The organism is Microbacterium sp. MYb64, assembly GCF_002979495.1.
GTDB classification, from domain to species: Bacteria; Actinomycetota; Actinomycetes; order Actinomycetales; family Microbacteriaceae; genus Microbacterium; species Microbacterium azadirachtae_A.
The window spans coordinates 20,039-41,056 of record NZ_PCOW01000017.1; the positions used below are offsets into that span (position 1 = coordinate 20,039).

Genomic DNA, 21,018 nt, shown 5'->3' on the forward strand with positions numbered 1-21,018 from the left:
TGCCCTTTCCTCCAAAAACCGAGTAACGCTTGCTTTCTGTTCCAGAACCTGATCGACTGGCCCTGCCCGTCACCCGTGAGTCGTCCACGAAGGAGTCGACAATGACATCGCCCCGCGATCACCTGCCCGAGCTCAGCACCGAGGAGAAGGCCTCGCTCACGAGCGGCGCCGACTTCTGGACCCTGAAGTCCATCGACCGCATCGGCGTGCCGTCGATCATGGTCACCGATGGCCCGCACGGCCTGCGCAAGCAGGCCGCGGACAGCGATCACCTCGGCCTCAGCGAGAGCGTTCCGGCCACCTGCTTCCCGCCGGCATCCGGGCTCGGAGCCGCCTTCGATCCCGAGCTCGCCGAGCGGGTCGGCGTCGCGCTCGGCGTCGAGTCCGCGATCGAGGACGTCGCCGTCATCCTCGGCCCCGGCATCAACATCAAGCGCTCGCCGCTCTGCGGGCGCAACTTCGAGTACGTGTCGGAGGATCCGATCGTCTCCGGCGTCATCGGCGCGGGGCTCGTGAAGGGCATCCAGTCGCAGGGCGTGGGCTCGTCGCTCAAGCACTTCGCGGCCAACAACCAGGAGTTCGAGCGGATGACCGCGTCGAGCGACGTCGACCCGCGGCCGCTGCGCGAGATCTACCTGCGCGGGTTCGAGCGCGTCGTCAAGGACGCGCAGCCGTGGACCGTGATGTGCTCGTACAACAAGATCAACGGCGTCTACGCCTCGCAGGATCCCTGGCTGCTCACGCAGGTGCTGCGCGACGAGTGGGGCTTCGAAGGACTCGTCGTCTCCGACTGGGGTGCGGTGAACGACCGCGTCGCGGCGCTCGTCGCGGGTCTCGACCTGGAGATGCCCGGCAGCGACGGCGGTCCGGACCGCGCCGTGGCCACGGCCGCGGGATCCGACCCTGCCGTCGCTGCTGCGCTGGACGCCTCGGCCGGCCGCGTGCTCGACCTCGTCGGCCGCGCTCAGGCCCGCCCTGCCGTCGCCGGCCCGCTCGACGTCGATGCGCACCACGCCCTGGCCCGTGAGGTCGCAGGACGCTCGATCGTGCTGCTCAAGAACGATGCGGTCGACGGTGCGCCGCTGCTCCCGCTCGCCGACGGCGCTTCGATCGCGCTGATCGGCGAGTTCGCCCGCACCCCGCGCTTCCAGGGCGGCGGCTCCTCGCACATCAACCCGACCCGCGTGGACTCTGCGCTCGACGCCCTGACGGAGGCCGCCGGAGACCGGGTCGCGTTCGCGCCCGGCTTCGCGTTCGACGCCGCGGCCGAGGGGCAGGACGCCCTCCGCGACGAGGCCGTGGCGCTCGCCGCCGCGCGCGACGTCGCCGTGGTCTTCCTCGGACTCACCGATGCCGAGGAGTCCGAGGGCTTCGACCGCGACCACATCGACCTCGCTGCGCACCAGCTCGCCCTGCTCGACGCGGTCGTCTCGGCGAACCCGCGCACGGTCGTCGTGCTGTCGAACGGCTCGGTCGTGGCACTGCCCTTCGCCGACCGGGTGCCCGCGATCCTCGAGGCGTGGCTGCTCGGTCAGGCCGGCGGATCCGCGACCGTCGACGTGCTGCTCGGCGCGGTGAACCCGTCGGGCCGCCTCGCCGAGACGATCCCGCAGCGCATCGAGGACACCCCGGCGTTCGGCAACTTCCCCGGCTCGAACGGGCACGTGCGCTACGGCGAGGGCATCTTCGTGGGCTACCGCTGGTACGACGCCCGCGACATGGCGGTGACCTACCCGTTCGGACACGGCCTGTCGTACACGTCCTTCGCGTACGGCGCGGTCTCCGCCGAGGTCACGCCCTCGGGCGACATCACGGTGACCGTCCCCGTGACTAACACCGGATCCCGCGACGGCCGCGAGGTCGTGCAGGTCTACGTCGCGCCCGTCGCCTCCGTCGTGGAGCGCGCCCCCCGCGAGCTCAAGGCGTTCGCGTCGGTCGAGATCGCCGCGGGAGCCACGGCCGACGTGGTGCTGACCGTGCGCCGCGAGGATCTCGCGTACTGGGACATCCGGGTCGACCGCTTCGTCGTCGAGGGAGGCGCCTACCGCGTCGAGGCCGCGGCGTCGAGCCGCGACCTGCGCGGATCCGCCACGGTCGAGGTCGCGGGCGACGCGGTCCTGGTGCCCCTCACCCCCGAGTCCACGCTGGCCGCAGTGTTCGCGCACCCGGTCGCCGGTCCGATGGTCGCCGGCGCGTTCGCCGCGCTCCAGGAGCAGTTCGGCGGCGAGGGCGACGGCATCATGTCGGGCGAGGCCATGGCGAAGATGATGGGCTCGTTCCCGATCGGACGCCTCCCCGCGTTCGGCTGGGGCCTCGACCGCGACGGCGTGGACCAGCTCCTCACCGCCGCGAACGCCCCGCAAGGATAGTCCGCGCTTCTGCAGTACGGAACGCGGTCTCTCTTCGGGGAGGCCGCGTTTCGTGTGGGGGCGGTGATTGCGGGTGGGGGTGCGGGATCCTGCCGACGCGATCCGCCAGTGCACGGGATCCTGTCGAGTGCACGGGGTCTTGGCGCGAAGGAGCGGTGCACTCGGTAGCGAGCCGTGCACTCGGCGAACAGCTCATGCGCGATGCCGCCGGGTGCACCGGATCCTGCCCAGTGCACCGGATCCTGCCGAGTGCGCGGGATCCTGCCGACGCGATCCGCCAGTGCATGGGAACCTGCCGAGCGCACGGGCTCTTGACGTGACGGAGCCGTGCACTCGGCAGCAAGTCGTGCACTCGGCGAGCGGCGTCGGCAGCAAGCCGTGCCCTCGGCGAGGAGCGTCCGGGGCTCAGCCGGCGTTGCGGCGGGCCTCCCAGCCCGAGCGCACCATCTCGTCGACCGTGTGGCGCATCCGCCAGTCCAGGTCGCGCGCGGCGAGCTCGCCGGTCGCGACGATGCGGTCGGGGTCGCCGGGGCGGCGCGGGCCGATCTCGGGCGTGAAGGCGATGCCGGTCACGCGCGCCATCGCGTCCATGATCTGGCGCACCGAGAGCCCGTCGCCGGAACCCAGGTTGTAGGCCGCCTCGATCGGCTGCCCCGCGATCATGCGCTGGGCCGCGGCGACGTGGGCGAGCGCGATGTCGTCGACGTGCACGTAGTCGCGCACGTTCGTGCCGTCCTCGGTGGCGTAGTCGCCGCCGTTGATCCGCGGAGTCTCGCCGGCGAGCAGCTTCTCGAACACGATCGGGAAGAGGTTGTGCGGGCTCGCGTCGTAGACGGACGGATCCGCGGATCCGACCACGTTGAAGTAACGCAGCGAGGTGTGGACGAGCGGGTTCTCGGATCCGGCCGTCGCGACGGCCTCGTCGCGCAGTAGCCATTCGCCGATGAGCTTGGACTCGCCGTACGGGCTCGCCGGACGCTTCTCCGTGTCCTCCACGACGAGGGGCACGTCGGGCGTGCCGAACACCGCCGCGCTCGAGGAGAACACGATGTTCGCGACGCCGGCGGCTGCCATCGCCTCGAGGATCACGCGCGTGCCCTCGACGTTCTGCGCGTAGGTGTGCAGCGGCCGCTGCACCGAGACCCCGGCGTACTTGTAGCCGGCGACGTGGATCACGCCCTGCACCTCGTGCTCGCGAAGCGTGTTCTCGACCAGCTCCCGGTCCAGGATGCTGCCTCGCACGAAGGCCACGCCCTCGGGCACGAACGAGGCGACTCCGCTGGACAGATCGTCCAGGACGACCGGCGTCAGACCGGCCTCCGAGAGAGCGCGGACGACGTGCGATCCGATGTAGCCGGCGCCGCCGGTGACAAGCCAGGACATGGGTCTCCTTCCGCCGCGCGGATGCGCGGGGTCTCATTCTTCCGGGGCTTCGCTGGGGGATCCCCGGGCGGATCCGGATCCACGCTCCCATCGCAGAGGATGTCGGAACCCACTGCTCCCGTCGCGAAAGCTGTCGCTATCAGGCGTGCAGAGCGGCAGTTCTTGCGACGGGAACGGCGAGGAACCCGGATCCGGCTCGGGGGTGGATCCCGCGGGCTCAGACGTCGCGGCGCGGGCCGGCCGACGGCGTCACCGTGAACAGGTGCGGCGCGGCGAAGCCGGCTGCGGCGAAGGCGGCGCGCACGGCTGCCGACACCTCGGGCACAGCATCGCGCTCGACGAGTGCGATCGCGGCGCCGCCGAAGCCGCCGCCCGTCATGCGCGCGCCGATCGCGCCGTGCGCGAGGGCGACGTCGACCGCGGTGTCGAGCTCGGGGATCGAGATCTCGAAGTCATCCCGCATGGAGGCGTGCGACGCGACGAGCAGGTCGCCGATCGCGCGCGGACCGTGCGCGGCGAGCGCGGCGACCGTGTCGAGCACGCGCTGGTCCTCGGTCACGACGTGCCGCACTCGGCGGAAGTCGACGTCGTCGAGCAGCTCCGCGGCACGCGGCAGATCCGCTGCGGTCACGTCGCGCAGCGCCGCCACCCCGAGCGCGGAGGCCCCGCGTTCGCAGGATTCGCGGCGCTCGCGGTAGCCGCCCGTGGAGTGCGCGTGCTTCACGCCCGTGTCGATCACGAGCACCTCGAGCCCCGCCTCGGCGAACCCGAGCGGGATCGAGCGGGTCTCGAGCGAGCGGCAGTCCAGGAACACCGCGGCGTCGGGCCGCCCGAGCATCGACGCCATCTGATCCATGATCCCGGTGGGGGCGCCGACGGCCTCGTTCTCGGCGCGGCGGCCCGCCTGCGCGAGCGCCACCGGATCCAGACCGAGACCCCAGAGCTCGTTCAGCACGGCGCTCGTCGCGCCCTCGATCGCCGCCGACGACGAGAGCCCCGCCCCGACCGGCACGTCGGAGGCGATCGCGATGTCGACGCCCGCGAAGGTGCCGGCGGCCCACGCGGGCACCAGCGCGCGCAGCGCCCAGGCGACGCCGAGGGGGTACGCCGCCCATTCGGGCACGGCGGATGCCTGTTCCTCGACGGCGCCGGTGGCCGCCGCGCCGGTGGCCGCGCTGCGGGTGCGGTCGGCCGGGAAGAGCGCCTCGAGGTCGTCGAGCGCGACCTCGACCGGTTCCGTCGCGAACGTGGACGCGACGCGGATCCGCCCGTCGGTGCGCAGCCGTGCGGCGGCCGCCGTGCGGTGCTGGATCGCGAAGGGCAGCACGAATCCGTCGTTGTAGTCGGTGTGCTCGCCGATGAGGTTCGCGCGCCCCGGCGCCGACCAGACGCCCGCGGGCTCGGATCCGGTCAGTTCGCGGAACAGGGCCCCCGCGGCGGTGACGGCGGAGGGGGCGACGACGGCGGAGGGGGTGCCCCCGCTGGCCGCGCTTGCGGCGTCGGAGGGGGCGGCGGTGCGGGCAAGGGTCATCGGGTCTCCTCGGGAGGGTCGGTCTGCCGACCGTGTCCCACTTCTGGGTCAGGCGGTCGGGGTCGGGACGGACGCGATCGCATCCCTCAGGCGCGCGGCGGCGTCCTCTGGGAGGATCTCTGCGGTCCACGCGGACATCGCGGATTCGGATCCGGCCAGGAACTTCAGCTTGTCGGCGGCGCGGCGCGGGCTGGTGAGCTCGAGGCGCATCCGGATCTCGTCGCGTCCGACGTGCACGGGCGCCTGATGCCACGCCGCGATGTACGCGGTGGGGGTCTCGTAGAGCGCATCCACCCCGCGCAGCAGGCGGAGGTAGAGCGGGGCGAGCTCGTCGCGCTCGGCGTCGTCCAGCGCGGAGAAGTCGGGCACGTGGCGGTGCGGCATCAGCTGCACCTCGAGCGGCCAGCGCGCGGCGAACGGCACGAACGCGGTCCAGTGCTCGCCCTGCAGGACGACGCGCTCGGAGCGCTGCTCGGCGTCCAGGATCCGCTCGAACAGGTCGGCGCCGGTGCGGGCGATGCTCTCGCGCAGCCGCTGTGTGCGCGGCGTGACGTAGGGGTAGGCGTAGATCTGCCCGTGCGGGTGGGGGAGCGTCACGCCGATCGCCTCGCCGCGATTCTCGAACGGGAACACCTGCTCGATGCCGGGCAGGGCGCTCAGTGCCGCGGTGCGGTCGGCCCAGGCCTCGATCACGGTGCGCGCGCGGGTGACGGACTGGGTGCCGAAGGATCCGGCGTGCTCTGGACTGAAGCAGACGACCTCGCATCGGCCCACGCTGGTGCGAGTGCGCTCGAGCCCGATCGCCTCGAGGTCGTCCAGGCCGCGCGGCGGATCGAGCGCCTCCGGAGCGGTGCCCACGGCCTCGGCGAGGGCGGGACCGAACGACGGCGAACGGTTCTCGAACACCGCGACGTCATAGCGCGACGGCACCTCGGAGGGATTCGTCGAGGACTGCGGCGCGAGCGGATCCGCGTCAGCGCTCGGCATCATGACCCGGGTCTGGCGCTTCGTCGCGAACGTGATCCAGTCGCCGGTGAGCACATCCTGTCGCATCGTCGCGGTATCCGGGCGCGGGTCCAGCGTGCGGGCGTCGATCGAGCGCTTGGCGGGGAGGGTGGATCCGGCGTCGTCGTAGTAGATGAGGTCACGGCCGTCGGCGAGGTGCGTGGCGCGCTTGACCACGCCGGCGGAGAGCGCGGTGGTCTCGGCTTCGACGAACTCGGGAGCGATTTCCATGTTCACGTAAACACGATAGGGCACGCGGCGTGATAGCGTCAACAATCCTGAGGTCGGTACACGCGGGACCGGCGGGTGAGAGGCGGGCCGATGCCGAAGCGCGACGACGAGCTCGAGGAGCTGCGGCGAGTCGAGAGCGGGACGCCGTCCGCCCCCGTGCGTCGCGGACCGAAGCCGACCGGGCGCGTGTCCATGGCGATGGTCGCCGCGCGCGCCGGAGTGTCGGGGCAGACGGTCTCGCGAGTCGTGAACGACAGCCCGCGAGTGGATCCGGCCACCCGCGAGCGGGTCGAGGAGGCCATGGCCGAACTCGGCTACCGCCCGCACCGCGCTGCGCGGGCCCTCCGCACCGGCCGCTCCGAGACCCTCGGCGTGGTCGCGCAGACCCTCGCCACGGTCGGCAATTCCGCGCTGCTCCAGGCCGTCGCCGAGGCGGCGGAGGCGCGCGGGTACGCGCTCGCGGTGGTGACGCTCGGCTCGGCGGGGCGGATCGCGGAGGCCTTCGACCGGCTGCACGACCAGGGCGTGGATGGGGCGATCGTGCTGAACGAGGCCTCGGCGCTGGCTCGCGACGCGGATCCGGCCGGGCTCGCGCTCGTCGTCGTGGACGCCCCCGCCGATCCGCGATTCGCCGTCATCGGCACGGACCACGCGGCGGGCGCCCGGGCGGCGACCGCGCACCTGCTCGACCGGGGCGCGACGACCGTGCATCACCTCGCCGGGCCCGAGGGTTCGTTCGCCGCCGCGGAGCGCGAGCGCGGCTGGCGGGAGGAGCTCGCGGCGCGGGGACTCCGGATCCCGGATCCGCTGCGCGGGGACTGGAGCGCGGGATCGGGCCACGATCGCGGCCGAGTGCTCGCCGCCGATCCCACGGTCACCGCGGTCTTCGCCGCGAACGATCAGATGGCGCTCGGCCTGCTGCGCGCTCTCGCCGATGCCGGCCGCGGGGTTCCCGAGGACGTCGCCGTCCTGGGCTTCGACGACATCGCCGACGCCGCCGAGTTCCGTCCGCCGCTCAGCACGATCCGGCAGGACTTCGCCGCGCTCGGCGAGCTGGCGGTGCGCCTCGTCGTCGACCGCGTCGAGGGCCGCGGTGCTTCGGATCCCGCGCTGCTCACCCCTGCCCTGCTCGCCCCTGCGCTGATCCGCCGAGCGAGCGCCTAGCCTTCCGGCTCCTCCCTCTCCCCACTTTCGAGTCGTCCCCGTGAGCGGAGCCTCCGGCGTGCGCTGATGGGGACGACTCGAAAGTGGGGCTGGTCCCGCCGTGCCCCGGGTGCCCCCACCTCCGAGTCGTCCCCATGAGCGGACCCTATGGCGTGCGCTGACGGGGACGACCCCGAATGTGGGGCGGTCCCGCCGTGCCCTGCGTGCTCCCACCTCCGAGTCGTCCCTCTGAGCGGACCCTATGGCGTGCGCTGACGGGGACGACTCGGAAGTGGGGCGGCACCTAGCCTGTGCGGGACGCCCCTTGCGGCGGGTGGATTCTCGTGTCACCATGGTCTGGAAAGCGCTTACCGAAGCGAGCGATGCAACGGCGAGCCAGCAACGTCACAGCCGCAGCAACACAGCAACATCGCACGCACACGCAACCGGCGAGGCCACGAGGGCCGCCGAGGCAAGGAGAGGGGACACCGTGTCCGAGACGACCACCCGCGAGATCGGCATCATCATGAACGGCGTCTCCGGGCGCATGGGCTACCGCCAGCACCTGGTGCGCTCGATCCTCGCGATCCGCGAGCAGGGCGGCATCGAGCTGCCCGACGGCAGCCGCGTCACGGTGAAGCCGATCCTCGTCGGCCGCAGCGCGCAGAAGCTCGCCGAGCTCGCCGCCAAGCACGGCATCGAGGACTGGACGACCGACCTCGACGCCGCGCTCGCGGATCCGCAGTGGGAGATCTACGCCGACTTCCTCGTCACCAAGGCGCGCGCGACCGCGATCCGCAAGGCCATCGCCGCGGGCAAGGCGATCTACACCGAGAAGCCGACCGCGGAGTCCGTCGCGGAGGCGCTCGAACTGGCCCGCCTCGCCCGGACCGCCGGCGTCAAGACGGGCGTCGTGCACGACAAGCTCTACCTTCCCGGTCTGCAGAAGCTCAAGCGCCTCATCGACTCCGGCTTCTTCGGGCGGATCCTCTCCGTCCGCGGGGAGTTCGGCTACTGGGTGTTCGAGGGCGACTGGCAGCCCGCGCAGCGCCCCAGCTGGAACTACCGCACCGAGGACGGCGGTGGCATCATCAGCGACATGTTCCCGCACTGGAACTACGTGATGGAGAACCTGTTCGGCGAGGTCAAGAGCGTCTATGCGCAGGCAGCGGTGCACATCGCGGACCGCTGGGACGAGAACGGCGAGCCCTACACCGCCACCGCCGAAGACGCCGCGTACGGCATCTTCGAGCTCGAGGGCGGCATCGTCGCCGAGATCAACTCCAGCTGGACCGTGCGCGTGAACCGCGACGAGCTGGTCGAGTTCCAGGTCGACGGCACGCACGGATCCGCCGTCGTGGGCCTGTTCGGCGCCAAGATCCAGCACCGCAACGCCACCCCGAAGCCGGTGTGGAACCCCGACCTCGCCGACGCGCACGACTACGACGCGGACTGGGCCGAGGTGCCCGTGAACGACGTGTTCCTCAACGGCTTCCGCCAGCAGTGGGAGGAGTACCTCGCGTCCTACGTGCTCGGCACCGACTACGCGTTCGACCTGCTCGCGGGTGCCAGGGGCGTGCAGCTCGCAGAGGCGGGGCTGCAGTCCTCCGCCGAGGGCCGCAAGGTCGCGCTGCCCGCGCTGAGCCTGGACTGAGGCCGGCCATGACGACGATCCGCCTTCTCGCGGCGACGGGGGAGACCTCAGACGCCGCCCTGAACGACTCCGGGGCGTACGCCCGTCCCGCCTCGCCGCTGCAGAGCCGCGTCGCCTACGCCGCGGCGCACGTCGTACCCAAAGCGCATGCCGACAACACCCCGGGGCAGCCGGCCGACATCGACTGGGACGCCACGCTCGCGTTCCGCCGCAACGTGTACTCGTGGGGCCTCGGCGTCGCCGACGCCATGGACACCGCGCAGCGAAACATGGGGCTCGACGCGGCGGCCACCCGCGAGCTCATCGCGCGCAGCGCCGAGGTCGCGCGGGAGGAGGGCGGATCCGTCGTCGTCGGCGTCAACACCGACCACGTCGACGAGGAGCGCATTCCGCTGCAGCAGGTGATCGACGCCTACGTCGAGCAGCTGCACTTCACCGAGGAGCAGGGCGCGGGTCCCGTGCTGATGGCCTCGCGCCACCTCGCCCGGGTCGCGGAGTCGCGCACCGACTATCTGCGCGTCTACGCCGCCGTGCTGCAGCAGGCGACCACCCCGGTCGTGCTGCACTGGCTCGGCACCGCGTTCGACCCGCAGCTCGAGGGGTACTTCGGATCCGGTGACTGGCGCGACGCGTCCGGCACGCTGCTGCGGATCATCGCCGAGAACCCGGGCAAGGTCGCGGGCGTCAAGATGAGCCTGCTGAACGCCGAGTCCGAGATCGCGGTGCGCGCGCAGCTTCCGGACGGCGTGCGGATGTTCACCGGCGACGACTTCAACTACGTGGGGCTGATCGGCGGGGACAGCCTGAACTCGGTTCCTGAGCGAGCGAAGCGAGACGAAGGACACTCCGACGCGCTGCTCGGCGCGTTCGCGGCGATCACCCCGGTCGCCTCGGCGGCGATCCAGGCGCTCGACGCGGGGGATCCGGCCCGCTACCTCGAGATCCTGGGTCCGACCGAGGAGCTCAGCCGGCAGGTCTTCGCGGCGCCCACGTTCTACTACAAGACCGGGGTCGCGTTCCTGGCCTGGCTGAACGGGCACCAGCCCGCGTTCCAGATGGTGGGCGGGCTGCACTCCGCGCGCAGCCTGCCGCACCTCAGCCGCATCGTCGAGCTCGCCAATGCGTCTCTCGCCCTCGAGGATCCGGAGCTCGCGCGGGAACGCTGGCACGGGATGCTGCGCCTGAACGGAGTGGACGCATGACCCTTCGGCAGGCTCAGGGACCGGATGTTCGCCTCTCGATCAACCAAGCCACGATCAAGTACTCCGATCTTGCCACCGCGCTCAGGGTGACCGCCGAGGCGGGCGTGCAGGGGATCGGCCTGTGGCGCGAGCCCGTGAACGAGGTCGGCCTCGACGTCGCCGCGCGGATGCTCGCCGACTCCGGGTTGCGCTTCACCACGCACTGCCGCGGCGGGTTCTTCACGCTGCCGGACGGGGCGGAGCGACGCGCGGCGCTCGACGACAACCGGCGCGCGATCGAGGAGACCGCGGCGCTCGCCGCCGCGGGGGCCGAGGGATCGACCGCCGTGCTCGTGCTCGTCGCCGGAGGGCTGCCCGAGGGATCACGCGACCTGATCGGCGCGCGGGAGCGGGTGCGCGACGCGATCGGCGAGCTGTCGGCCGACGCGGCCGCCGCGGGCGTGACCCTCGCGATCGAGCCGCTGCACCCGATGTTCGGATCCGACCGCTGCGTCGTCGCCACGCTCGGGCAGGCGCTCGACATCGCGGCCGACTTCGACCCGGCCGTGGTCGGGGCGGCGGTCGACACCTTCCACATCTGGTGGGATCCGCAGGTGCTCGACCAGATCGCCCGTGCCGGTCGCGAGGGGCGCATCGCGACCTACCAGGTGTGCGACTGGAAGACGCCGCTGCCCGCCGATGTGCTGCTCAGCCGGCACTACCCGGGCGATGGCGTCATCGACTTCGCCTCGCTCACGCAGGCCGTGGTCGCGACCGGCTACGACCGCGACATCGAGGTGGAGATCTTCAACGCCGACATCTGGGCGCAGGATCCTGCCGAGGTCGTGCGCCGGACGGCGGAGTCCTTCGCCGCCGCGGTCTCCCCGCACCTGGTCTGACTCTTCGTCCCCGCCCCGCCCGTCTCATGCCCGTCCCTTGACCGCGAGACTCCAACTCCGCGACGAGACTGCGCTCCACAGCCGCAGTCTCGTCGCCCAGTTGGAGTCTCGCGGACAGGGAGAGCGTCCCCACATGAAAGGCTGACCGCATGAACATCCGACCGGGGCTGTGCTCAGTGACCTTCCGGCAGCTGGATCCGGCCGCGATCGCGGCGCTCGCCGCGGACGCGGGACTGCTGGTCATCGAGTGGGGCGGGGACGTGCACGTGCCCCCGGGCGATGCCGCGCGCGCGGCCGAGGTCGCCCGCATCACGGCCGACGCGGGACTCGCGGTCTGCTCGTACGGCTCCTACTTCCGTGCGCAGGCGGGGGAGGACATCGCCCCGGTCCTGGACTCGGCAGAGGCGCTCGGCGCCGACCGGATCCGCGTGTGGGCGGGGGGCATCGGATCCGCGGACGCCACCGCTGCCCAGCGGACCGACGTCATCGACGCGCTCGCGGACGCGGCGGAGCACGCAGGCCGCCGCGGGATCTCGCTCGCTCTGGAGTTCCACGGGCGCACGCTCGCCGACGACGCCGAGCAGACGCTGCGCGTGCTGGCCGAGGTCGCCAGTCCGCACCTGTCCACGTACTGGCAGCCCACCGTGTCGGCGCCCGACGATGTCGCCGTGGCCGAGTACGAGCGTCTCGCCGACCGGGTCTCCGCCGTGCACGTGTTCTCGTGGTGGCCCGTGGCCGAGCGGCTCCCGCTCACCGCCCGGGCGAGCCTGTGGCAGGCGTTCGCGGCCGCAGCCGCTGCGATGCCGGCGCCCCCGCGCGATGCGCTGCTCGAGTTCGTGCCGGGCGACGATCCCGCCGCGCTCGCCGCAGAAGCCGCGGCTCTGCGCGGGTACCTCGCGGGGGGAGCCGCGCGCACTAGGCTCGGGGCATGAATCCGGGAAGCCCTTCCCCGCGCGCCGCCTCCGCGGTTCCCCACGCGGCGACGCTGCAGGATGTCGCACGGGAGGCCGGGGTCTCCCTGGCCACCGCTTCGCGCGTGCTCAACGGCTCGGAGCGCAAGGTCGCCGGGGCCTTCCGCGAGCGCGTGGAGCGCGCGGCAGAGACGCTCGGCTACACCCCGAACGTGTCGGCGCAGGCGACCGCCCGCGGTCATTCCCCGGTCATCGCGCTCCTCGTCGCCGACATCGCCGACCCCTATTTCGGTCAGATCGCCGCGGGCGTCGCCCGCGGCGCCGATGAGCAGGGCCTCGTCGTGACGATCTCGATCACCGAGCGCGACCCGGAGCGGGAGAACCGGATCCTGCGGGCCCTGCGCGGTCAGCGTCCGCAGGGGCTGATCCTCGCGGCGTCGCGGGCGGACGACGCGGAAGGCGGATCCGCATCCGCCGAGTTGGAGGCGTTCGAACGCTACGGCGGGCGGGTCGTCGCATTCGGAGACCTGCCGGGTGAGGGCGGCGGTCGTACCGTCGTGATCGACAACGCCGGCGGGGCCGAGGAGCTCGGCCGCCGCATGGCCGCGTTGGGCTACCGCTCCGCGATCGGCATCGGCGCCGCGGAGGGCGTCCGCACCTCGGACGATCGCCTGCACGGCTTCGCCCGGGGCTTCGCATCCGGCGGCGGGGTGGTGGACCGGATCCATCGTGGCGACTTCCGACGCGAGTCGGGGGCCGAGGCCATGGCCGCGGCGCTGGAGGAGGGCGTCGAGGCGGGCACCCTGGTTTTCGGGATGAGCGATGTCGTCGCGCTGGGCGCCATGTCCGCGATCCGCGCGGCCGGCCGTGCGGTCGGGGCGGACATCGCCGTGTGCGGCTTCGACGACGTCTCCGCGAGCGGCGACGTGACGCCCGCGCTCACCACGGTGAGGGTGCCCCTGAACGAGGCGGGGTACCAGGCGTTCCGTGCGATCGTCGACGACGGCTGGATCCAGGCCCCGCTCCCCGTCGAGGTCGTCGTGCGGGGGAGCACTCCGGGGCTCGCCTGACGACCGTGTCCGCTTTCGGCTCAAGAATCGGGTGATTCTGCGCCGAAACCGGGACATGGCAGGCCAGAACGGGGACACCGCCGCGCCGAAACCGGGGCGCCGCCGCGCCGAAACCGGGACACGGCAGGCCACAACCGAGCCGGATCAGCCCCCGAGCGCGGCGCTCACGACCGCCCTGGCCTCCTCCTGCACACGGGCGAGGTGCTCGGGGCCGAGCAGCGACTCGGCGTAGAGCTTGTAGACGTCCTCCGTGCCGGACGGGCGTGCGGCGAACCAGGCGTGCTCGGTCTGCACCTTGAGTCCGCCGATCGCCGCGCCGTTGCCCGGTGCGTGCGAGAGCTTGGCCGTGATCGGCTCACCGGCGAGCTCGGTCGCGGTGACCGACTCCGGCGACAGCCTGCCGAGCGTGGCCTTCTGCTCGGGCGTCGCGGGGGCGTCCACGCGCTGATACGCGGAGGCGCCGAAAGCCTCCTCGAGCTCGCGATAGCGCTCCGACGGCGTCTTGCCGGTCACGGCGATGATCTCCGCGGCGAGCAGGCAGAGCAGGATCCCGTCCTTGTCGGTCGACCACACGGATCCGTCCTTGCGCAGGAACGACGCCCCTGCCGACTCCTCGCCGCCGAACGCGACGGATCCGTCGAGCAGCCCTGGCACGAACCACTTGAACCCGACGGGGACTTCGAGCAGGCGCCGTCCGAGCGACTCCGCGACGCGGTCGATGATCATGGACGAGACCAGGGTCTTGCCGATCGCGGCGTCGCGGCCCCAGCCCTCGCGGTGCGAGAACAGGTAGTCGATCGCGACCGCGAGGTAGTGGTTCGGGTTCATCAGACCCGCATCCGGGGTCACGATGCCGTGCCGGTCGGCGTCGGCGTCGTTGCCCGTGAGCACGTCGTAGTCGCCCTTCTTCGCGACCAGCGACGCCATCGCGGAGGGGGAGGACGGATCCATCCGGATCTTCTCGTCCCAGTCCAGCGTCATGAAGCGCCAGGTCGGGTCGACCTCGGGGTTCACCACCGTGAGGTCGAGGCCGTGCATCTCGCGGATGAGGGCCCAGTACTCGACCGAGGCGCCGCCGAGCGGATCCGCCCCGATCCTGACGCCCGCGCGCTTGATCGCCTCGATGTCGATGATCGAGGGCAGGTCGCGCACGTAGCCGTCGCGGAAGTCGTAGGTGCCGAGGCCGTCGGCGTCGATGTCGGCGAAGCGGGTGCGCTTCACGCCCTCGAGGCCGGACTCGATGAGCTCGTTCGCGCGGTTCGCGATCCAGCCGGTCGCGTCGGTGTCGGCGGGGCCGCCGTGCGGCGGGTTGTACTTGAAGCCGCCGTCGCGCGGCGGGTTGTGCGACGGCGTGACCACGATGCCGTCGGCGCGGCCGGGCTCGTCGTCGGAGCGGTCGCGGTTGTAGGTGAGGATCGCGTGGCTGAGCGCGGGGGTCGGCACCCAGGCGTCCCGCGAGTCGACGAGCACGTCGACGTCGTTCGCGACGAGCACCTCGATCGCGCTGCGCTCCGCCGGGCGGCTGAGCGCATGCGTGTCGCGGCCGAGGAAGAGCGGGCCGGTGATGCCCTGCGCGGTGCGGTAGTCGACGATCGCCTGGGTCGTGGCGAGGATGTGCTGCTCATTGAAGCTGCCGCTCAAGGACGACCCGCGATGTCCGCTCGTGCCGAACACGACTCTCTCCGTGGAGATCTTCGGATCCGGGATCCGGTCGTAGTAGGCGGCGATCAGCTCGTCGACGTCGATCAGGTCGCTTTCCTCCGCGGGGAGGCCGGCTCGGCTCGTCATGCAGCTAGTCTGCCCCGGCGGGCCCAGGATCGCATCATCGTTTCGGCGCGGAACGTCGGGTGGCGGAGCGCTGCCGCCGCGGTCGACCCGATCCGGGGTGACGCCTGCACGATCCGCGCACGGCTGCACGACCGGATCCCGCCCGGCGTCGTGCATCCGTGGCAGGATCGTGCAGCCGTCCGCGTCATCGACCGGAGCCGGGGCCGCGCCCCGGACTAGGCTGAACGCCGTGACCGATGCCGCCCCCGCCCGCCGTACCTACAGCTATCTCGGCCCCGCGGGGACGTTCACCGAGGCGGCGCTGGAGCAGGTGCCCGAGGCGCGGGGACACGAGTGGCGTCCCGTGCACAACGTGGGCGAGGCACTCGCGGACGTGCTCGACGGGCGCAGCGACGCCGCGATGATCGCGATCGAGAACTCGGTCGAGGGCGGGGTCACCACGACCCTGGATGCCCTCGCGACGCTGCCCGGCCTGCGGATCGTCGGCGAGTACCTGGTGAAGGTCGACTTCGTGCTGGTCGCGGCGCCCGGCACCAGGATCGAGGACGTCACGGTCGTCGCCGCGCACCCTGTCGCCTACGCCCAGTGCTACGGCTGGCTCGGCGAGCACATCACGGCCCATCAGCACGTGCCCGCGGCGAGCAACGTCGCCTCGGCCCTCGGGATCCTGGACGGATCGCTGCCCGCGGACGCCGCGATCGCGGCGCCCGGCATCGTGCAGCACCACGAGCTCGAACTCCTCGCCGACGGCATCGGCGACAACGAGAACGCCGTCACCCGGTTCGTGCTGGTCGCGCGCACCGTGGCCCCGGCCCCGCCCACCGGCGCCGACAAGACCTCGCTCATCGTGGAGCTGCCGGAGGACCACGCGGGCGCCCTGCTCGAGCTGCTGGAGCAGTTCTCCACGCGCGGCATCAACCTTTCGCTGCTGCAGTCCCGCCCCATCGGCGACGAGCTGGGCCGGTACCGGTTCGTGCTCGACGCCGACGGCCACGTCCAGGACGAGCGGATGGCCGATGCGCTGCTCGGCATCCGCCGGTTCAGCCCGCGGGTCGTCTACCTCGGCTCGTACCCCCGCGCCGACCGGCGCATCGTGCAGTACCCCGAGCGCTACGCGGACGACGTGTTCGTCGAGGCGCGCGACTGGCTGCGCGGCCTCATCGCGGGCGAGCCCGAGGCGTAGGGCGGATCCTCGCTGCCCCTACGGTGGAGTCATGATCTCGAGTGGGCTGATGATCGCCGTGCTGGTCGTCGTCGCAGTCGCCGTCGTGGTGACCGTGATCCTGGTGCGGGTGCTGCTGCTGCGGCGGCGCGCCGGCGACGACCGCGGCATCGGAGTGACGCTGCCGTCCGGCGCAGTGCTGAACCCGTCGTCCGCGGATCCGCAGGCTGCCTATCGGCAGAGCGCTGCACCGGCCCATGCCGTTCCGACGCCGACCGTGCCCGCGTCGGATGTGCCGGATGCGTCGCCGAGCGGCGCTCGCCCGATCCCCGATGACGTGGTGCGACTGGTCTCGGAGGGGCGCACGGCCGAAGCGGTGACGGCGCTCATGACCGCCACGGGACGGCAGGACCCGGCATGGGCGCAGCGCGCCGTCGACTCCTTGTCGACCATGGACCTCGCGGCGTATTTCGCCGACGGCCGGGCCCCCGGTGGGGCGACGTCGTCGAGCTCGTCCTCGACGACGACCTCGACCTCGATCAGCTGGTCGAGCTCGGCCAGCCGGCGCGGATCCGCGGATCCTCAGTCCCCTGGCACCACGGCATCGTCGTTCTCGGCGAAGCTTCCCGACGAGATCATCGCCCTGGTGCGGCAGGGGCGCACGGCCGAGGCCGAGGCCCGGATCCGCTCCCAGCTCGGGATCGGTGCGGACCAGGCCCGGCACGTCGTGGAGACGATCGCCAAACTCCCGCTCTGAGCGGTGCAGGGCTTCAGCCTGCGAGCAGCTCCAGCGTCTGCGTGCGACCGGGCGTGCGCTCCGGATCCTCGGCGGCGAAGGATCCGGCGACCGGGGAGATCATGATCTCCCCGACGCCGTGCCTCGCCGCGAAGGCTTCGAGCTCGCCGCGGACGGTCGCGCCGTCCCCGACGAACCAGTTCGCGAGCGCGGCCGCGTGGATCTGCTCCTCCTGCGGATCGGGGCTCGCGGCGAGGGCCGCTCTGGCCTGCTCCACGGTCTCGAGCGCGGTCAGCGGTCGGTTCAGCCGCAGCCGCGCCATCATCCGCAGCTGCGGGATCGCGCGCTCCGAGGCCTCTTCGGCGGTCGGCGCCGCGACCACGTTCGCGGTGAGGAACGTGCGCGGTTCCGGGTGCGCCTCGGAGGGCCGGAAGCCCTCGCGGTAGAGCGAGAGGGCGCGGTCGAGGCCCTGGCCGGAGAAGTGGTTCGCGAACACATACGGCAGACCGAGCGAGGCCGCGAGCTGCGCCGAATAGTCGCTGGATCCGAGCAGCCACACCTCGGGGGCGCCTGTCGCGGCGGGCGTGGAGCGCACCGCGTACTCGCCGCCCGAGGTGAACTGCACGGTCGCGCCGTCGGGCTGCAGCATGAGCGCGATGTCCTGCACGTGATCGGGGAAGCGCTCGACGTCGCCGGCGGTGCCCGCGGCGCGCAGCAGCTGCGTGATGACGGGGTCGCTGCCCGGGGCGCGGCCGAGGCCGAGGTCGATCCGGCCGGGCGCGATCGCCTCGAGCGCGGCGAACTGCTCCGCGACGATGAGCGGCGCGTGGTTCGGCAGCATGACCCCGCCGGATCCGACCCGGATGCGCTGCGTGCGCGCGGCGGCCGCGGCGATCAGCACGGGCGGGGCGGTCGAGGCGACGGCCGGCATGTTGTGGTGCTCGGCGAACCAGTACCGCCGATAGCCGAGTTCGTCGGCGCGCGCGGCGAGCGCGAGCGACGACGACACCGCCTGGGCGCTGGTCTGCCCGGTGCGCACCGGGACGAGGTCGAGGACGGAGAGCGCGAGAGAAGACATCCTTGGCGACAACGCGAGCGGACCAGGGAGCATTCCGGATCCGTCGCCTGGATCCGTGAGAGCACCCCGTGTCGTCTCACTCCGGCTGCGCCGGGGTTCGCTCGACCAGCCGAGGGAGCCGCGTCGGCGACCCCGTTGTGGCCCGCCCTTGACCGCGCCCCCGCATCGGCGTAGTCCGGAGCCATGCACGGGTTCGCGGATCGCGCCGACGCCGGGCGGCGGCTCGCGGCGCTGCTGGAGACGGATCCGCCTTCGGACGCGATCGTGCTCGGTCTGCCCCGGGGCGGCGTTCCGGTGGCGGCCGAGGTGGCGCGGGCGCTCGGCGCGCCGCTGGATGTGCTCGTCGTGCGCAAGGTCGGGGTGCCGTGGCAGCCCGAGCTCGCGATGGGCGCCGTCGGCGAGGAGGGCGCGGCCGTGCGCAATCCCGACGTCGTGCGTGCCGCCGGGGCCGACGGGCGGACCCTGCGCGCGGCCGAGCGCCGTGAGCGCGCCGAGGTGGAGCGCAGGGCGGGGCTGTTCCGTGGCGGGCGTGCGCCCGAGCCGCTCACCGGGCGCACCGCGCTCATCGTGGACGACGGCATCGCCACGGGCGCGACCGTGCGCGCGGCCTGTGCGATCGCGCGTGCCAGGGGTGCCGCGCGAGTGGTCGTCGCCGTGCCGGTGGCACCGCCGGAGGTGCTCGAGGAGCTGCGGGGCGGAGCGGATCCGGACGCCGACGAGGTCGTCTGCCTCGAGGCGCCCGAGGACTTCATGGCGGTGGGCATGCACTACGTCGACTTCCGGCAGACGCCCGACGAGGAGGTCGTGCGCCTGCTCGACGATCCCTGACCGGGTCCGGATCGCCCGGACCGGTCCGGATCCGCGGCCGGATCCTCAGTCCACCTCGCTCCGGTCGCAAGAACGGCCGCTCTGAGCGTCAGATATCGGCATCAATTGGGACGGGAGCAGACCGAACGACATCCATCGCGACGGGAGCACGAGCCAAAGCACCAAGGGACGACCGGATTCGGATCCGCTTCGCAGGTCGACGGGCAGCACAGCGCGGACCGCGGGTACGCCCTCGACAGTGTCCCGACAGAGGCGCGACAGCGGTGCCCCGCTAGCCTGGCGACATGGATCCCGAGATCTTCTACGTGCTGGTCGGATCGGTGGTCGTCGCGGCGATCGCGCGCTGGAGGGGCTGGCCTGCGCCACTGCTCGTGACGGTCGTCGCGCTCGCCGTGTCCTTCATCCCCGCCGTGCCCAACCTGCGCATCGACGGGCACGTGCTGCTGAACCTCGTGCTGCCTCCGCTGCTGTACTCCGCGTCACTGGACGTCTCGTTCGTGAGCTTCCGCCGCAGCATGCCGCAGATCCGCCGGCTCGGCATCGGCCTGGTCGTCGTGACCGCGGCCGTCGTGGGGCTGATCGCGTGGCTCATCATGCCGTCCCTGACCCTGCCCGGCGCACTGCTGCTCGGTGCGATCGTCGCACCGCCCGATGCCGTCTCCGCCGCGGCGATCGGCCGCAGGCTCGGACTGCCGCGCCGCGTGATGACGGTGCTGTCGGGGGAGAGCCTGATCAACGACGCGACCTCGCTGACGCTGTACCGCGTGTTCGCGGCGATCCTGGCCGGCGCGACGATCAGCCTCGGCGGGGGCGTCTGGCAGTTCGTCGTGGCAGTCGTGGTCGGCGTCGCGATCGGCGTGGTCGCGGGCCTCGGCATGCACCAGCTGCGCATGCGCATCTCGGATCCGGTCGTCATCGGCACTTTCGGCCTGCTCGCGCCGTTCGGCGTGTACGCGATCACGGAGCACCTGGGCGGATCCGGCGTGCTCGGCGTCGTCGCGATGGGCCTCGTGGTCGGCTACAACGCGCCGCGCACGAGCTACGCCACGCGCATGCAGGAGGCGCCGATCTGGCTCTCGGCCGACTTCCTGCTGGAGGCGTTCGTCTTCGCGTACATCGGTCTGCAGCTGCCGCCGGTGATCGCCGAGCTGGGCGCGACCCAGGTCGCCGGCGTGCTGTGGCTCTCGGCCGCGGTGTTCGTGGCCGTGCTCGTCGTGCGACCGCTGTTCGTGTATCCGGCGTCGGCGTGGGGAGCATTCTGGTCGAAGCTGCGACTGCGCCAGTTCGAGCGCACGCTGGAGTCGGGGCAGCTCGAGCAGCGGATGCAGGCGGTCGAGGAGAAACGGGCGCGGAGGGGCTGGTCCAGCCGCCGGCGACCCAGCGAGGAGCAGCTGCGCGAGCGCTTCCGCGAGTCGCAGCTGAGCTGGCGGGACAACGCCGTGATCTCCTGGGCCGGCATGCGCGGCGTGGTCACCCTGGCGACCGCGCTCGCCGCGGCGGATCTGGCCGGACTCGACACGGACGCTGCGCACGCGATCGTCGTCGTCGCGTTCGTGGTGACGGTCGGCACCCTGCTGCTGCAGGGGCTCACGCTGCCACTGCTGATCAACGGACTCGGGGTCGCCGATGTGAGCGACGAGGAGGATGAGGACCGGCGTCAGCTCGCGCAGGTCCGTGCTCGCACGCGTGAGGCGGGCAAGGTCTTCCTCGACGCCAAGCGCAAGGCGTGGGAGGCGAAGCATGGGCACGAGGCGCTCGCCGGATTCGATCGCTTCGCGCAGCGGTTCACCCGCGTCGAGCGCGACACCGAGAAGGGGCAGCGGGAGGAGGACCGGATGCCGCGTCCGAGCCGCGACGAGCTCGTCGGGCTGTCCAAGGGGTGGCTGCAGGTGCGCCGCGACGTCCTCATCGCCGAGCGCGACGCGGGAGAGCTCAACGAGGAAGTCATGCGCGAGCTCATCACCGCGATGGACGCCGAGGAGCTCGCCCTCGACACCCGCCTCGCCAGCCCCACGGCGGAGCGCTGACATCGGATCCTCGCCCTCAGGG

16 protein-coding genes are annotated in these 21,018 nt (G+C 72.3%); 11 read left to right on the forward strand and 5 right to left on the reverse strand.

Features of this window, described 5'->3' with window-relative positions; all coding sequences use genetic code 11:
* The first annotated feature begins 101 nt into the window (after positions 1 to 101).
* The gene (locus CQ044_RS14310; protein ID WP_105689086.1) at positions 102 to 2,369 is read left to right on the forward strand and encodes a glycoside hydrolase family 3 C-terminal domain-containing protein; all 2,268 of its coding nucleotides are present in this window, start codon (positions 102 to 104) and stop codon (positions 2,367 to 2,369) included.
* 405 nt (positions 2,370 to 2,774) lie between these two features.
* Here CQ044_RS14310 and galE read toward each other — a convergent pair whose 3' ends face one another.
* From galE to galT, 3 genes are all read right to left on the reverse strand, one after another.
* Entirely contained in the window at positions 2,775 to 3,752 is a 978-nt protein-coding gene (gene galE, locus CQ044_RS14315) for a UDP-glucose 4-epimerase GalE (RefSeq protein ID WP_105689087.1), read from the reverse strand.
* A 217-nt stretch (positions 3,753 to 3,969) separates the two neighbouring features.
* The gene (gene galK / locus CQ044_RS14320) at positions 3,970 to 5,283 is read right to left on the reverse strand and encodes a galactokinase (RefSeq protein ID WP_105689088.1); all 1,314 of its coding nucleotides are present in this window, start codon (positions 5,281 to 5,283) and stop codon (positions 3,970 to 3,972) included.
* A gap of 48 nt (positions 5,284 to 5,331) precedes the next feature.
* Complete coding sequence (galT, locus tag CQ044_RS14325; RefSeq protein WP_105689130.1) at positions 5,332 to 6,519, reverse strand: galactose-1-phosphate uridylyltransferase; 1,188 nt, start codon at positions 6,517 to 6,519, stop codon at positions 5,332 to 5,334.
* Between the two features lie 192 nt (positions 6,520 to 6,711).
* Here galT and CQ044_RS14330 point away from each other — a divergent pair, with 192 nt between their 5' ends.
* The 6 genes from CQ044_RS14330 to CQ044_RS14355 all read left to right on the forward strand — a co-directional run bounded on the left by CQ044_RS14330 (position 6,712) and on the right by CQ044_RS14355 (position 13,377).
* Positions 6,712 to 7,683 (forward strand): LacI family DNA-binding transcriptional regulator, encoded by a 972-nt coding sequence (locus tag CQ044_RS14330; RefSeq protein ID WP_105689131.1) that lies wholly within the window; start codon positions 6,712 to 6,714, stop codon positions 7,681 to 7,683.
* 505 nt (positions 7,684 to 8,188) lie between these two features.
* Positions 8,189 to 9,316 (forward strand): Gfo/Idh/MocA family protein, encoded by a 1,128-nt coding sequence (locus tag CQ044_RS14335; RefSeq protein WP_105689132.1) that lies wholly within the window; start codon positions 8,189 to 8,191, stop codon positions 9,314 to 9,316.
* Between the two features lie 8 nt (positions 9,317 to 9,324).
* Positions 9,325 to 10,518 carry a dihydrodipicolinate synthase family protein gene (locus CQ044_RS14340; protein WP_105689089.1) on the forward strand — a complete coding sequence of 398 codons (1,194 nt, stop codon included), beginning with the start codon at positions 9,325 to 9,327 and terminating at the stop codon, positions 10,516 to 10,518.
* The gene (locus tag CQ044_RS14345) at positions 10,515 to 11,396 is read left to right on the forward strand and encodes a sugar phosphate isomerase/epimerase (protein WP_105689090.1); all 882 of its coding nucleotides are present in this window, start codon (positions 10,515 to 10,517) and stop codon (positions 11,394 to 11,396) included. Before CQ044_RS14340 ends, CQ044_RS14345 begins: the two co-directional genes overlap by 4 nt.
* 149 nt (positions 11,397 to 11,545) lie before the next feature.
* Positions 11,546 to 12,328: a sugar phosphate isomerase/epimerase gene (locus CQ044_RS14350; RefSeq protein WP_105689091.1), complete on the forward strand. Its 783-nt coding sequence runs from the start codon at positions 11,546 to 11,548 to the stop codon at positions 12,326 to 12,328.
* Positions 12,325 to 13,377 carry a LacI family DNA-binding transcriptional regulator gene (locus tag CQ044_RS14355; RefSeq protein ID WP_105689092.1) on the forward strand — a complete coding sequence of 351 codons (1,053 nt, stop codon included), beginning with the start codon at positions 12,325 to 12,327 and terminating at the stop codon, positions 13,375 to 13,377. Before CQ044_RS14350 ends, CQ044_RS14355 begins: the two co-directional genes overlap by 4 nt.
* 144 nt (positions 13,378 to 13,521) lie before the next feature.
* Here CQ044_RS14355 and pgm read toward each other — a convergent pair whose 3' ends face one another.
* Complete coding sequence (gene pgm / locus CQ044_RS14360) at positions 13,522 to 15,165, reverse strand: phosphoglucomutase (alpha-D-glucose-1,6-bisphosphate-dependent) (protein WP_105689093.1); 1,644 nt, start codon at positions 15,163 to 15,165, stop codon at positions 13,522 to 13,524.
* Between the two features lie 220 nt (positions 15,166 to 15,385).
* Between pgm and pheA the strand changes: the two genes are divergently transcribed.
* Complete coding sequence (pheA, locus tag CQ044_RS14365) at positions 15,386 to 16,348, forward strand: prephenate dehydratase (RefSeq protein ID WP_105689133.1); 963 nt, start codon at positions 15,386 to 15,388, stop codon at positions 16,346 to 16,348.
* A gap of 31 nt (positions 16,349 to 16,379) precedes the next feature.
* Positions 16,380 to 17,084 (forward strand): hypothetical protein, encoded by a 705-nt coding sequence (locus CQ044_RS14370; RefSeq protein WP_105689094.1) that lies wholly within the window; start codon positions 16,380 to 16,382, stop codon positions 17,082 to 17,084.
* A gap of 13 nt (positions 17,085 to 17,097) precedes the next feature.
* On the opposite strand, the gene CQ044_RS14375 is transcribed toward CQ044_RS14370, so the two are convergent.
* Positions 17,098 to 18,141 (reverse strand): LLM class flavin-dependent oxidoreductase, encoded by a 1,044-nt coding sequence (locus CQ044_RS14375; protein WP_105689095.1) that lies wholly within the window; start codon positions 18,139 to 18,141, stop codon positions 17,098 to 17,100.
* Positions 18,142 to 18,324: 183 nt separating this feature from the next.
* On the opposite strand from CQ044_RS14375, the gene CQ044_RS14380 reads away from it, so the two are divergent.
* Together CQ044_RS14380 and CQ044_RS14385 are read left to right on the forward strand one after the other, a co-directional pair.
* The gene (locus CQ044_RS14380) at positions 18,325 to 18,969 is read left to right on the forward strand and encodes a phosphoribosyltransferase (protein ID WP_105689096.1); all 645 of its coding nucleotides are present in this window, start codon (positions 18,325 to 18,327) and stop codon (positions 18,967 to 18,969) included.
* 284 nt (positions 18,970 to 19,253) lie between these two features.
* A complete protein-coding gene (locus CQ044_RS14385; RefSeq protein WP_105689097.1) occupies positions 19,254 to 20,996 on the forward strand; it encodes a sodium:proton antiporter in 1,743 nt (580 codons plus the stop codon).
* Positions 20,997 to 21,018 lie beyond the last annotated feature (22 nt).